The sequence below is a fragment of the Nitrospirota bacterium genome (assembly GCA_016178585.1).
In the GTDB taxonomy this organism is placed as follows: domain Bacteria; phylum Nitrospirota; class Nitrospiria; order JACQBW01; family JACQBW01; genus JACOTA01.
Genome location: JACOTA010000013.1, coordinates 36,605 through 49,084 on the forward strand (window position 1 = coordinate 36,605; position 12,480 = coordinate 49,084).

15 protein-coding genes are annotated in these 12,480 nt (G+C 43.6%); 1 reads left to right on the forward strand and 14 read right to left on the reverse strand.

The features are described from left to right. Positions 1-50 precede the first annotated feature (50 nt). The 14 genes from HYR79_02070 to HYR79_02135 form a co-directional block, all read right to left on the reverse strand. Complete coding sequence (locus HYR79_02070) at positions 51-752, reverse strand: 2-oxoacid:acceptor oxidoreductase family protein (GenBank protein MBI1820472.1); 702 nt, start codon at positions 750-752, stop codon at positions 51-53. 35 nt (positions 753-787) lie between these two features. Next, on the reverse strand, positions 788-1,660 hold the full coding sequence (locus HYR79_02075; protein ID MBI1820473.1) for a ferredoxin oxidoreductase: 873 nt from the start codon (positions 1,658-1,660) through the stop codon (positions 788-790). Positions 1,661-1,721: 61 nt separating this feature from the next. Further along, on the reverse strand, positions 1,722-2,852 hold the full coding sequence (locus HYR79_02080) for a ferredoxin oxidoreductase (protein ID MBI1820474.1): 1,131 nt from the start codon (positions 2,850-2,852) through the stop codon (positions 1,722-1,724). 309 nt (positions 2,853-3,161) lie between these two features. Further along, positions 3,162-3,446 carry a hypothetical protein gene (locus HYR79_02085; GenBank protein MBI1820475.1) on the reverse strand — a complete coding sequence of 95 codons (285 nt, stop codon included), beginning with the start codon at positions 3,444-3,446 and terminating at the stop codon, positions 3,162-3,164. A gap of 56 nt (positions 3,447-3,502) precedes the next feature. After that, on the reverse strand, positions 3,503-4,291 hold the full coding sequence (gene panB / locus HYR79_02090; protein ID MBI1820476.1) for a 3-methyl-2-oxobutanoate hydroxymethyltransferase: 789 nt from the start codon (positions 4,289-4,291) through the stop codon (positions 3,503-3,505). Then, on the reverse strand, positions 4,288-5,154 hold the full coding sequence (gene folD, locus HYR79_02095) for a bifunctional methylenetetrahydrofolate dehydrogenase/methenyltetrahydrofolate cyclohydrolase FolD (GenBank protein MBI1820477.1): 867 nt from the start codon (positions 5,152-5,154) through the stop codon (positions 4,288-4,290). Before folD ends, panB begins: the two co-directional genes overlap by 4 nt. Next, on the reverse strand, positions 5,151-5,744 hold the full coding sequence (locus HYR79_02100) for a 5-formyltetrahydrofolate cyclo-ligase (protein MBI1820478.1): 594 nt from the start codon (positions 5,742-5,744) through the stop codon (positions 5,151-5,153). Before HYR79_02100 ends, folD begins: the two co-directional genes overlap by 4 nt. A gap of 325 nt (positions 5,745-6,069) precedes the next feature. Then, positions 6,070-6,357 (reverse strand): HU family DNA-binding protein, encoded by a 288-nt coding sequence (locus tag HYR79_02105; protein ID MBI1820479.1) that lies wholly within the window; start codon positions 6,355-6,357, stop codon positions 6,070-6,072. A gap of 124 nt (positions 6,358-6,481) precedes the next feature. After that, entirely contained in the window at positions 6,482-7,699 is a 1,218-nt protein-coding gene (locus tag HYR79_02110; GenBank protein MBI1820480.1) for a tyrosine--tRNA ligase, read from the reverse strand. Between the two features lie 20 nt (positions 7,700-7,719). Next, a complete protein-coding gene (locus HYR79_02115) occupies positions 7,720-8,091 on the reverse strand; it encodes a helix-hairpin-helix domain-containing protein (GenBank protein ID MBI1820481.1) in 372 nt (123 codons plus the stop codon). Next, positions 8,051-8,446 carry a glycine cleavage system protein GcvH gene (gene gcvH / locus HYR79_02120; GenBank protein ID MBI1820482.1) on the reverse strand — a complete coding sequence of 132 codons (396 nt, stop codon included), beginning with the start codon at positions 8,444-8,446 and terminating at the stop codon, positions 8,051-8,053. The genes HYR79_02115 and gcvH overlap by 41 nt, the downstream gene beginning before the upstream one ends. A 114-nt stretch (positions 8,447-8,560) precedes the next feature. Beyond that, positions 8,561-9,994, reverse strand: coding sequence for an NAD(P)-binding protein (locus HYR79_02125; GenBank protein ID MBI1820483.1), 1,434 nt, complete (start codon positions 9,992-9,994; stop codon positions 8,561-8,563). Then, entirely contained in the window at positions 9,978-10,403 is a 426-nt protein-coding gene (gene ndk, locus HYR79_02130; protein MBI1820484.1) for a nucleoside-diphosphate kinase, read from the reverse strand. Before ndk ends, HYR79_02125 begins: the two co-directional genes overlap by 17 nt. A gap of 39 nt (positions 10,404-10,442) precedes the next feature. Continuing rightward, the gene (locus HYR79_02135; GenBank protein MBI1820485.1) at positions 10,443-10,814 is read right to left on the reverse strand and encodes a 6-carboxytetrahydropterin synthase; all 372 of its coding nucleotides are present in this window, start codon (positions 10,812-10,814) and stop codon (positions 10,443-10,445) included. A gap of 117 nt (positions 10,815-10,931) precedes the next feature. Here HYR79_02135 and HYR79_02140 point away from each other — a divergent pair, with 117 nt between their 5' ends. Next, positions 10,932-12,479 carry an N-acetylmuramoyl-L-alanine amidase gene (locus tag HYR79_02140; GenBank protein MBI1820486.1) on the forward strand — a complete coding sequence of 516 codons (1,548 nt, stop codon included), beginning with the start codon at positions 10,932-10,934 and terminating at the stop codon, positions 12,477-12,479. Position 12,480: the final 1 nt, after the last annotated feature.

The window sequence follows — 12,480 nt, forward strand, 5'->3', positions numbered from 1 at the left end:
AAACTCCTTTAACAATAATTCATTCAAGTTGATAATTTAATTTCGATAGCCTAGGCGGTAACCTTTTGTTTCGCGGGTTTAGCCACCTGCCACCCCTGCTCAATCGCATAATGATGAGCAAAGGTAATCGCATCCATATTTTTTTGAATCAGCAGGGCTTTTTTGGCGAACTTTTTTTCAATCACGTTATCTAACGATGCGGTCCCGCCGGAAACCACAAATCCTTTACCCAAAAACCTGTCCTTGACAGATTGCTCAAGGGACACAAGATCAGGCATTCCCATAATTCCTGCCATGGCGCCGCACATCGCCATGTTGGTCGCTAATTCTGTTCCCGCGACTTCACTGGCAATCTTGGTGGCCGGCAGATAATATACCTTGGCCTCTTTTTCCTTTAATTCTCTTTCTTCATCCTCAATAAGCGGAAGAGGCGTATCGTTGTTAATGAGAACGATTCCGCCCTGTTTAAGGCCTGAATAAAAAGGCATCGTGTAAGACTTTCCATGGGTGATCACCTGAGAGTGGAAGATCATTAAAGCGTTCGGAAAAATGATTTCTCCAATTTCATAAATACGATCCTCGGAAATCCGCACATAACTTTCAACCGGAGCCATCCGTTTTTCAGACCCGAAAAACGGAACAAGCGTGCTTTCTCCGCCACTGACAATGACCGCATTGCTGAGAATGTGAGAAGCGGTCACCACACCCTGCCCGCCAATTCCAGCCATACGAATATTATATCGTTTCCTCATTAATTTATTCCTTCTATCTTATGGTTAAACCGAATTCAGGAAGCGGCCGCCGTTTTTTTATTTTCCTTTTCGACGCGCGCTAAATATTCTTTCGCCTCATCGGAAATAATTTCCATAAATCCATAACGATCTTTTTCAACTGCTCGCGCATCGTCCATGACCTTGGGTGTCGGAATCGCATATTCAATGTTGCAGGAGGTGTAAGCCTGAACATAGGTCGGCCCGATCTCCCTGGCAATTAAAACAGCCTTCCGAATCACGCTGGCGATGCGGGTTGGGTTGGTTGGAGCCAGCCGCACGATGTAAGGAAGTCCGGCGGTTTTGGCAAGGCCAATAACATCCATTTTTTCAAACTTTTTACCAAAGGGAGCCATCTTAAGGACCATCCCTTTGGTGGTCATGCCGCTTTCCTGGCCGCCGGTGTTTCCATAAACCTCGTTATCCAACATGATCGTTGTAAATTTTTCTTTTCTAAACCAGGAATGCATCAGGGCGCTAAAGCCGATGTCGACCAGGCCGCCGTCGCCCGCCATGACAACGACATCTTTTGGCTGATTTTCATGGCGAATCGACAGACCCCTTTTTAAACCGGAGGCCACCGCATTGGTGTCGCCATAGTTTCCGTAAACGAAAGGAATATTAGCCTGAGAAAGAGCCAAACGTCCGCAGCCGGCAGTCCCGATGATAATCGTATGTTCCGGATTGGGGAGCCCCACCATGGTCAACCGGATAAAGAGGGTCATGGCACATCCCGCGCACATCGGATGTTCCTCTAAAAGCTCTTTAAAGCTTCCCATTTCGGAAACTTTTACCTGACGGCCATAAGGGCCTCTTTCAACCAGGTCCACATATTCTTTTGGCATATAATGGGAAAAACCATCTGCTATTTTAACGGTATCTAATGACATCTGTTCCCTTTCCTGTTTTTTCTTCTAAAGAAGAATTTAGTTTGGATTAACGATCTTGAACCTAAAAGCGTTTACCGCCGGCCTGAGGGAAAATATAATCCAAAATCATCTCTGTGGGCATCGACATTCCACCAAAAACACGGGGACCATCGGCAATTTCCGCGTGAGTATGCCCGTATAAGGTATTTCGCACTTCTTTGGTATGCCATCCGACATAATTAAACTCCGGAACAATAATTCTTTTGGCATGCTTGCAAGCTTCAATTAATTCAAGTCTCGGATATGGCCGGATCGATTTTATTTTCACAAGACCGATCTTCACGCCATGATCTTCTTCAGCCTGCCGAACGGCCTCCCTGGACTGGGAAACGGCGCTTCCGGAAGCGACAATCATAATATCGGAGCCGGGATTAACGACTTCAACTGCGCTTCCCATATATTGGTTAATATACCGGCGGGACCTTTCATGAGCGGCAAAAACTTCCTGCTGCCAGGAAGCGTGCATATGGTAACTGATAAAATTTGATTTTTGAATCGGCGCATCTCTGGAGATACGGGCCGGAGGATTTTCGTTGTCCATACAAGGTGTCGCGGCACGATAAGGATCTCTCGGAGGAAGCTTGATATCTTTAGGAGGTAATTCAACATATCCGCGGGCATGGGTCACAAAGAATCCATCGACCGCGACGACAACAGGAATATTGACATCGACTTTTTCTGTAATCATAAACGCTTTCATGGTATAGTCGAAAAAGTCTTGCTGATTTTCGGCGTGGAAAAGAAGAACTCCGGTATTTAAAAGATAGGACAGTTCAACGTTGTCCGGCTGAATGGCAAGCGGCGCATTCACCACGCGACACATCACGAGAAGAACCAGAGGCATGCGTCCTCCGGGCCATGAGGCGATCACTTCAAGGCCCCTTAAAAGGCCAGGTCCGGCTGTCGCCGTCAGCGCACGCACACCGGAACGGGATGCCCCGGAAATCGCCGACATGACACCGTATTCTTCTTCACCTCTATAATAATCCTTTAAATAACCTTCCGCATAAAGATATCCCACCTGTTGCATCGTTTCGCTCTGAGGCGTAATCGGGTAAGAAATGGCAATATCCACATTAGAACGGCGAATCGCCTCTTTGGCTGCCTCGCTGCCGGTGATAAAAACCCTTTCCCGGGGAGCTTCAAAGAACATATGTTCAGGGGTAACAACCCGTTGTAACGAAGCCTCGCTTACTTTTTCTTTTTTTGGCGCCTCCGCTACGGATATGACGTCCCCTTGCGGGTTTGTTTTTACTTCTGTTTCTACTCCTTCAGACACAGATTCCTCCTTGTGGATTTATTCACGATATGGATATGGAAATTCAGCCCAGAATATTCATAAAAACTAAGTCTTTTTAAAAATTACACCAGTTCTTGATCTGGTGTCAAGATAATTTTGGGAAAAACGGTTGATAACCAGAAGGATAAAATGAAGCGGATCAATCCAATTTTTTTATTTAAATCAAGGGGTTTCGGCAAAGTGGGTCCTCCTGCCGGTTTGCCCGTCCCCATAGACCATAAAGACTCTTTTCCCCTGACGTACATGGTAGGTCGCCCAAGCCGGAGATTTCCCCTCATACTCCGCCAGAGGGTCTTCGCCGTGGGCTTTAAAAAAGTCGGGATAGCTTAAACCCGCCTCCATAACATCTGCCAGAAGACAGTCGGTTGTAAACCCTTTACCTTTTAAAACAACGTGTGTTAATATCTGTTGAATTTCTTCCGGATTGTTTACTTCAATTGCGTTAATTTCCTCTTTCAACAACGAACTCCTAAATAAAAAGATTTTTTAAAACGCGATACGCTTTAATAACTTTCTTCTTTGGAAGGGAACTTCCCGCCCTCGACGTCCCCTTTATATCGGCGAATCGCGTCTTCTGCCAGCTTTTTAAAGTCCGCATATTTCCGAACAAATTTAGGAACAAACTGATCAAACAACCCCAAAAGATCATAAAGAACAAGGACCTGTCCCCCGCAGTCGGGACCTGCCCCTATTCCAACTGTCGGAATCGACAAACTCTTCGTAACTTTTTTGGCTAATTCGGCCGGAATCCCTTCCAACAAGAGGGCAAAAGCGCCCGCTTCTTCGATTAAACGGGCATCGGATAAAATCTTATCGGCCTCTTTTTTGCCTTTTCCCTGAACCTTATATCCCCCGAATTTGTGGATCGACTGAGGGGTTAAGCCCAAATGCCCCATAACCGGTATTTCGGCATCCACAATCGCCCTGATCCGGTCGATCATGGGCGAGCCCCCTTCCAACTTAACCCCCATTGCGCCGCCCTCTTTTAAAAACCGCCCCGCATTATGAACGGCCTCTTCGTTCGAGACTTGGTAGGAAAGAAACGGCATATCGGCTAACAAAACACCGTTTTTGACCCCTCGCGAAACAATTCGGGTATGATAAACCATTTCGTCCATGGTCACCGGAAGGGTATTGGGATTTCCCTGGACAACAACGCTCAAAGAGTCTCCCACCAGAACCACGTCGATTCCCGCTTCATCTACGATAGATCCGAAAAGAAAATCATATGCAGTCAGCATGGTGATTTTCTTACCCTCGTTTTTCTTTTTTTGAAGATCTGGAATCGTCATGACATGATTTCTCTTTTTAGGGCATTTTGAGCGGAGACCAGAGTATTGGACAAAAGCATGGCAATCGTCATAGGACCCACGCCCCCGGGAACCGGGGTAATGAAACCCGCTTTTTTAGAAACCTTTTCAAAATCAACATCCCCTACCAACTTCCCGTCGGGAAGACGGTTGATTCCGACATCAATCACCGCCGCCCCGGCTTTAATCATCTCTTCGGTCACCATAAGCGCTTTTCCAACGGCCGCAACAACGATATCTGCCTTTTTAATTATTTCAGCTAAATCTTTTGTCTTGGAGTGGCAAATAGAGACTGTGGCATCTTTCTGCAACAACATTAACGCGACCGGCTTGCCCACCAGGTGGCTCCTTCCCAAAACCACCGCATTTGCCCCTTTTATTTCGATTTTCATGTATTCCAAAAGCTTCATGACGCCTAAAGGGGTGCATGGAACAAAACCCGCTTCCCCCATCATCAATTTACCGGCATTTAACGGATGAAGCCCGTCTACATCTTTTTCCGGAGAAATGGCGTTAATTATTTTCTTTTCGTCTAAATGTTTCGGGAGAGGAAGTTGAACGAGAATTCCATGAATTTTGGAATCCCGGTTCAAAAAGTCAACCAGCTTTAACACCTCTTCCAGAGAGGCGTTTTTATCCAGTTCGTGAAGCTCCGAATGCATACCGGCCTCCCGGGCCGATTTCCTTTTGTTCCGGACGTAGACCTGAGACGCTGGATGATCTCCGACTAAAACCGCAGCCAGGCCGGGAACAATCCCTTTCGCGACAACCTCTTTGACCTCAATTGCGATCTGGTTCCTGATTTCTAAAGCAATTTTTTTCCCATCGATGAGCCTGGCAGTCATATCTTCGAACGGATCTCCTTTTGAGTGATTTCAATCGTCCTGTATTCCGTAAGGATTTTATTCATTTTAATGTCATGTTCCTCTGAAGGAATGGATTTCACAATCTGAAATTCAAAGGCCAGCCCGATGAGGAGCGCGGTTCGATTCTGGCTGAATAGTTTATCGTAAAACCCTTTACCAAAGCCAATCCTGTTCCCTGACGGATCAAATGCCACCCCTGGAATGACCGCCAACTGAACAGACCGGCGATCTACCGGCCTGATAAACGGGCCATAGGGCTCTTTAATCCCATACTTATTTTCCCTTAACTCTGTTCTCAGGTCTTTGAGTTCGGAGAGTTCGATTTGATCGGTTTTATCGTTTAACCAGGGCACGACGACCTGTTTTCCTGCTTCAAGCGACTTCCGAATCACCTCATCGGTCTCAACTTCGTTTTTAAAGCCCATATAAAAATGAACGGTTTTTGCCCGCCGGTACTCCTCACGATTCAATAGCCTTGCCTGAATGGCGCGAGACTTCAGTTTCCATTCTTCCGGAGAAAGAGCCGCCCTCCTGGCAAGGAGTTCTTTTCGTATTCCGTCTTTGTCCACGAATAACTTTCCTGTTTAACGCAAAAAACTAGATTAACAGTCCGGCGCCATTCGTGTCAATCACGTTCCCGGGCCTTTAAATGGGCAAGGTCTTGTTTTCAGAAAAATTTTGTTTTTTAGATTTTTAAGGCGAAGTTAAATTTGGGGAAACAGGGGCGTTCAGGCGCACAAAAGTCTGGAAACCTTTTTAATGATAAGATGATTTCCGAAACTTTTGTTCGCCTCAGAAACCTTTTTGCGAAGCCCGTTATATTTTTGAATGGGAAAAATCAACTGGTCTTTGAATGAATCCATCCAAACAAATAATAAAATCTTAAAAAATAAATTACTTTTTTCCTAAAACAGCGTCTTTGCAGGCTTTAGCCACTCGAAACTTTAAAACCCTCTTTGCCGCAATCTTAATGGCTTCACCTGTTTGGGGGTTTCTTCCCATCCTGGCCTTGCGATTAACAACCACCAGTTTTCCCAGACCCGGAACGGTGAAAGAATTTTTTGCTTCTTTATATGCCAACGAAATAACTTCGTCTAATATTTCGGCCACTCTCTTTTTGCTTAAAACTAATTTTTTGGAAAGATGTTCCAATATTTTAGATTTTGTCATGGACTTAGCCATAATTCCTCCCCGGTTTGAGTTTAAAGCCGGCCAAAGCCTGAACGATAGCTTTTCGGCCAGTGTTTCCATACTAAAATAAGCATTTTTTTAAAAAAAGCAAGATAAAAATTAAAAAAACGCAAATTTATTGGTCTTGCAAAATCAAAAATCCTTTTTTTCCGATTTTAATTCGGAATGTTTGATTCGTTTTCTTAAGTTCAAATTTAAAAAACGGATCCGAAATCCGGCATGAATTGATTTCAACGCCTCCCTGTTCAATCAACCGTTTACTCTCGCTGTTACTCTTAACAAATCCATATTTAACCAAAAGCGCCACAATTCCAACGGTTGCCGAACCGGGAGGATCCAGCAATTCCGACAACGGGATCGGCCTCAGATCGTCGGGGAATTCTCTGCGGCTGAACTTTTGGGTAAACTCCGTTTCGGCGGTTAAGCTTTCCGCCACGCTATGGAAACGGGCAACAATCTCCCGCGCTAATTTTCTTTTTGCCTCCATTGGGTGGAATCGGCTGACCTCTACGATGGGCAGGTCCGTCAAAAGCTCATAATATTTCAACATGACAGCATCATTTATCGACATGATCTTTCCGAACATTTCAGATGGGGGATCCAACAGTCCAATACTGTTTCCATACGATTTGCTCATTTTTCGGACCCCGTCTGTTCCCTCCAGTAACGGAAGAGTCAGGACGACCTGGGGATTCTGACCATAAGCGCGCTGTAAATCCCTCCCCACCAGAAGATTGAATTTCTGATCCGTTCCACCAAGCTCGACATCTGACTTCAGAGCAACAGAGTCATACCCCTGAATGAGAGGATAAAGAAATTCATGAATGGAAATAGGTTGATTAGAAGCATATCTTTTTTGAAAATCGTCCCGTTCCAGGATACGGGCAACACTATAATGGGCGCTTAAATGAATTAAGTCTTCCGCGGACATTTTACTTAACCAGCGGCTATTAAAGTCAATCACTGTTTTTTGAGGGTCAAGGATTTTAAAAACCTGTTCCTTATAAGTTTCCGCGTTTTCTAAAACCTCTGTTTTAGTCAGCGCTTTTCGGGTGTCAGACCTGCCGCTTGGATCACCAATCATACCGGTAAAATCTCCAATTAAAAAAATGACCTCATGTCCTAAATCCTGAAAGGCTTTTAGTTTCGACAATAAAACGGTATGTCCGAGGTGCAGGTCTTTTGCCGTCGGATCAAAGCCGGCCTTTATCCGGAGGGGTTTTTTTTCTTTAATCGAGTATTCAATTTTATGAATCAACTCGTCTTTCTGGATAATTTCCACACATCCTCTGGAAAGAATATCGAGTTGCCTTTTTACGACTTCTGAAAACATGTCAGCCAATTTTATCTTTTTTATTCAACTGTAATATAGGGTTTTATTTTATTGAAATTTTTTGAACCCACCCCTTTAATTTCCATCACGGATTCAATGGTGGGGAAAGGGCCGTTCAAGTCCTGATATTCCTTAATCCGCTTCGCAAGTTTTTCTCCTATCCCGGGGAGTGTCATCAGGTTATCCAGAGAGGCCTGGTTCAGGTTTACCTTTTTCTCATCGGCTCCCTCTCCTGATAGAGCGGATGCGTCCTGAGAAGGCTGAGGCGGAACGATTTCTTGCTGCGAGACCCACCCCCTTAAACCAAAGGCCGTTCCCAGGGCGAGAAAAAAAAGAAGGAATTTAAATACTCTAATCCTCTTCCTGCTGTTCCTCTCGAATAAATTCTTCATATTCCTTATAATCCATTAAGTTATCCAATTCAGATGGATCAGACATTTCGATCACCGCAATCCAGCCCAATCCGTAGGGGTCTTCATTAATCAGTTCAGGCCTTTCTTTTAATTCCTGATTAACCTCAATTATTTTTCCGCTGATAGGCGCAAGAACAGGAGAGGTCGTTTTTGTCGATTCAATTTCCATAATTTCTTCTTCAGCGCTTAATTCGATGTTGGTTTCGGGGGTTTCGATAAATACAATATCTCCGAGCGATTCCTGGGCAAAATCGGTGATGCCGATCGTCGCGCGCTTTCCCTCTTTTTTGACCCACTCATGATCTGTCGAAAATTTTAAATCTTCAGGCCGCATTAAATCCTCCTATTTTATATTCAGGGGTCTTCGAGAAAAACACTCTCAATGCCCCCGAACCCCGCGTTACGCACTGGCAAAGCCAGTTGCTTCACTTATTAGAATTGAATATGTTTAAGGGTTTATTCCTCTTTTTTTAACGATATGAGCAACATCGTACCCTCTCTTAATCAAAAAGGGATTGATCAAAACATCCGAAACCGGATGAGGGAGAAAATAAAAAGATTTATCCATTGAAAGAACAGGATAATTGCCCTTTTGCAAAAAGGCCGCCTTCCGAAGCTTTTCTTTTGAAAGATAAGGGAAATTCCATTCTTTTTGTTCTTCCACAAAGCTTTTAATCCATTCAATTTTTCCTTCAACAAATGGCATCACCCAGATCAGGCGTTGTTCTATTTCTTTTTTTAACTCCTCCTCTGAAACCTGATTTTTGCTGGCGGGCAAAAAATATTGCGCCAAAACCGCTCTTTTGGAGGTAAAGCGTTTTTCCTCCATTGAGCCCGCTGTTTCCCCGGTTGCCAGGGAAAACATCAGAAAATTCCCGGAATGATAAGGAAAACGATCATTAAACTTCAAGATCAAACAATCTCCCATCATGGCAGGGATGACTTCTTCCGGTATTTCAAAATAACCATTAAAAATCCGGACAGCCTTTTCTTTCGCGAGGCCTCCCTTCTCCGGATTTAAAATCAACACATCGCAACCCAGGGATTCTTTTCCTTTAAATTCAACTCCTAAAATCCTGTTTTTTTGAAAAGAAAGGGAAGAGGGAGGCGTAGACCAGATTTCTCCTTTATTTTTCTTGATCACTTTTAAAAAAATTTCTCTTAATCCGGAAATCCCTCCAGAGACCATCAAAGGTTCGTTTTTTAAAACAAGCAACATTTTAAAAAAATCTAATGTCGAAATATCCCGGAGGGTATGATGAAAATAAAAAAGCGAGAGCGCATTAAGGAAGTCAATGGGATCCTCCTCCATTCCCAGCGCTTTACAAAACTCCAGGGCTTTTTGGGTTTGTAATTTAAAGACCTTCGCCTGATAAACAAACCCCCTGGTCAATTGTTTTAAGACAGCTCCCTTCCGAATAAACGCCCATGGAGAGGTTGAATAAAGGAAGGGATACAGAATCGCCTCCCATTCATCCGATTTTTGAAACAAAACCCTAAGGGTTTGGACCTTTCCGCCAAATCCGGTTTTTAAGTCGTCCAGGGTATTTTCACGATCATGGTAAAGCGTAAATCGATAAAAAGACAACAGAATCTGCAAAAAGGATGACTTTTTTTTGAAAACCTCCTGGGTTCGCCTTAACAGCGGAATAGAAATTCCGATTTCGTTAAAGATTCGGTCCACGGGTCCCTCTCTCTCAAACCCTAACCCGATGGTCTGGGGAAAAAATGGGACCTCAACAGAAGCGGCCGGGTTTTCTTCAGGAAGAATGACAACTTTTTTTCCTGATTTTGATAGAAGGGCGCCCGCCACTAAACCGGATAATCCGCTGCCAATAATGACCGCATCGCTTCTTACCGCATATTTAAAGGGTTTGGTCATTTAATCCCAAAGCATCAAAAAAATAAGGAATCTCAAATTGAGCGGATTCCTTTGAGTCAGAGCCGTGGACCACGTTTTCTTCAATTCCCCCGCCAAACTCTCTTCGAATCGTTCCCTTTTCAGCCGCTTTCGGATCTGTTGCTCCCATAATCTCCCTGACTTTCTTGATGGCGTTTTCCCCTTTTAAGATCATTGCCACAATAGGGCCTGAACTCATAAATGACGTCAGATCATTAAAAAAAGGGCGGCTTTTGTGAACCACATAAAAACCTTCCGCTTGTTTTTTGGTCAAGTGCAGCATTTTTAAACCAATGACCTGTAATCCGTTTTGTTCAAATTTTCTGAGGACTTCCCCGATGACTTTTTTTCTAACGCCATCCGGTTTGATCAAAGAGAGTGTTATTTCCATTAAACCATCCTTCCTTTTAAAAAAGCCGTTTTATAAAAATTAATCCTCGAAATAAGTGGCGGAGACCCCTTCCACCTCCGACACGACGATACGTGACACTTCGAGGTCTTCCGTGTCAAGACGTTTGCTCAGCGTATCATAAATCCATCTTGATAAATTTTCACTGGTTGGATTAATTTCAGTAAAAGGAAATACTTCGTTTATGCAGGATCGATCAAGAGGTTCAATCAGGCCGCGAAGTTCTTTTTTTAATTCGCCAAACTCAATGGAAATTCCATTGGGGGTTAAATCCTTACTTAAAATGTATAATTGAATTTTCCAATTATGTCCATGAATCTTTTCCTTCGCGCCTTTTATATTTCTAAGCCTGTGAGCGGCAGAAAAGGACTCCTCGATCATTAATTCAAACATAGCCAATACCTCATAAAAAATAAAACTTCAAAATAACCGAAAAAGGTCTCCGAGTCAAATTTAATTGACAAAAATTTTTCTTTCATATAATTTACAATTTGTAGAAGAGAGGAATCGGTGAAACAGAACAGGGCGGAAGCATGTAAACTCCTTTTTTTTGCGTTTTTCTTTTTCATTTCTATTTTTCCTTCTACAGGGTTAAGTAAAAATAAAACCAGCTTCCTTATCGCCGCAGACACTCAATCCTCTTCTGTCCTGCTTTTAAAAGCGAAATCATGTAAAAACAAACTCCTTCACTCGCAAAAAAAAAGAATCCGGTCAAAATGGCTCTTGTGCGTCCTGGTTTATCAACAGGCATTAAAACAAAAACCCTCCGAAGAAGTTCAACTCGAGGCCTATACAGACTTGACTGATCTTTACCACCAGTTAGGGCGGTATTCAGGAAAAAAGTCTGATAAAGGAAAGGAAAAATATTGGGAAGAAATGAAATTAAAATTGGCCTCCCGATCCAATCAGACCGGCTCTCCATTAATGACCCCGGAAAAGGCGGAGCAAATACCCGCTTCAGGAGAGATTTTTAATCTAAGAACCTGGAATCATCGGGAGTATCTCAGGATCGTTCTTGACCTTAAAGGTCCCGTCAAATACGAAATCCACGAATTTAAAGAATCTGGCGCTGTGCAAATTGATTTTCCCAAAACAACGCTTCAATCCGGGCTCAATCTTAAAGTGTTCCCGCTGGATAAAACCCAAATGCAAGCCCAACTTTCCCAATTACCCGACCGTGCTCTATTGAGTCTCACCCATGTGTCATATAAAAGTTTAAGCGTAACGGAGCTTTTAAATCCCGGTCGATTGGTGATCGATTTTCATAAAACGGATGAGACTGTTTCAGCAAAACAGGAAGAGGATGCCTTGTCCATTCCACCGCCAAAGAAAACGCTGGAAGACCTTTCGTTTCCAAAGCCTGGAATCCATAAAATCATTATCGATCCCGGTCATGGCGGAAAAGATCCTGGCGCGATTGGACTTTCGGGATATCCTGAAAAGGAGGCTGTATTGGACATAGGGCTCCGATTAAAAGAGCTTGTCATGAGTCAGCTCAAAGTGAATGTCATCATGACACGGTCTAAAGATGTATTTATTTCCCTGGAAGAAAGGGCTGAAATGGCTAATGAAGCCAATGTCGATCTGTTTATTTCAATCCATGCCAATTCCAGCCCGCACAGGACTACCCACGGTATCGAGATTTACCTGTTGGGTCAATCCTCCGATAAAAGAGCATTAAGGACAGCCGCCAGGGAAAACAATTCGACGGAAAAAGAAGCCGTCGATCTGGAGAAAAATCTTTTCTCGATTAAGAAAGATCTTACTCAGGAATACAAAAAAGAAGAATCCCTGGAACTTGCCCATATCACACGATCTTCTTTTTTGAATATTTTACGTCCTCTCTACCCGGTCGTGGACCTCGGTATAAAAACAGCCCCCTTCTATGTGTTGATGCATACCTCCATGCCGAGTATCCTGGCAGAGGTCTCCTTCATCAGTAATCCGGTTGAAGAGCAGCGTTTAAAAAATCCCGGTTATCGGCAAAAAATGGCTGAATCGCTTTTGGAAGCCATTCAAAATTACGTTTCTTTTAATTCCCCGCTGGCATCTTTTTAAG

Coding starts and splice junctions, on each gene's coding strand:
- HYR79_02110 (MBI1820480.1), bottom strand. CDS start 7,699: ATGTTTTCAGAAGTCGTAAAAAGGCAACTCGATATTCTTTCCAGAGGA.
- HYR79_02125 (MBI1820483.1), bottom strand. CDS start 9,994: ATGACCAAACCCTTTAAATATGCGGTAAGAAGCGATGCGGTCATTATT.
- HYR79_02070 (MBI1820472.1), bottom strand. CDS start 752: ATGAGGAAACGATATAATATTCGTATGGCTGGAATTGGCGGGCAGGGT.
- HYR79_02115 (MBI1820481.1), bottom strand. CDS start 8,091: ATGAAGAATTTATTCGAGAGGAACAGCAGGAAGAGGATTAGAGTATTT.
- HYR79_02105 (MBI1820479.1), bottom strand. CDS start 6,357: ATGGCTAAGTCCATGACAAAATCTAAAATATTGGAACATCTTTCCAAA.
- HYR79_02075 (MBI1820473.1), bottom strand. CDS start 1,660: ATGTCATTAGATACCGTTAAAATAGCAGATGGTTTTTCCCATTATATG.
- panB (MBI1820476.1), bottom strand. CDS start 4,291: ATGACGATTCCAGATCTTCAAAAAAAGAAAAACGAGGGTAAGAAAATC.
- ndk (MBI1820484.1), bottom strand. CDS start 10,403: ATGGAAATAACACTCTCTTTGATCAAACCGGATGGCGTTAGAAAAAAA.
- folD (MBI1820477.1), bottom strand. CDS start 5,154: ATGACTGCCAGGCTCATCGATGGGAAAAAAATTGCTTTAGAAATCAGG.
- HYR79_02135 (MBI1820485.1), bottom strand. CDS start 10,814: ATGTTTGAATTAATGATCGAGGAGTCCTTTTCTGCCGCTCACAGGCTT.
- HYR79_02080 (MBI1820474.1), bottom strand. CDS start 2,852: ATGTTCTTTGAAGCTCCCCGGGAAAGGGTTTTTATCACCGGCAGCGAG.
- gcvH (MBI1820482.1), bottom strand. CDS start 8,446: ATGCGGCCTGAAGATTTAAAATTTTCGACAGATCATGAGTGGGTCAAA.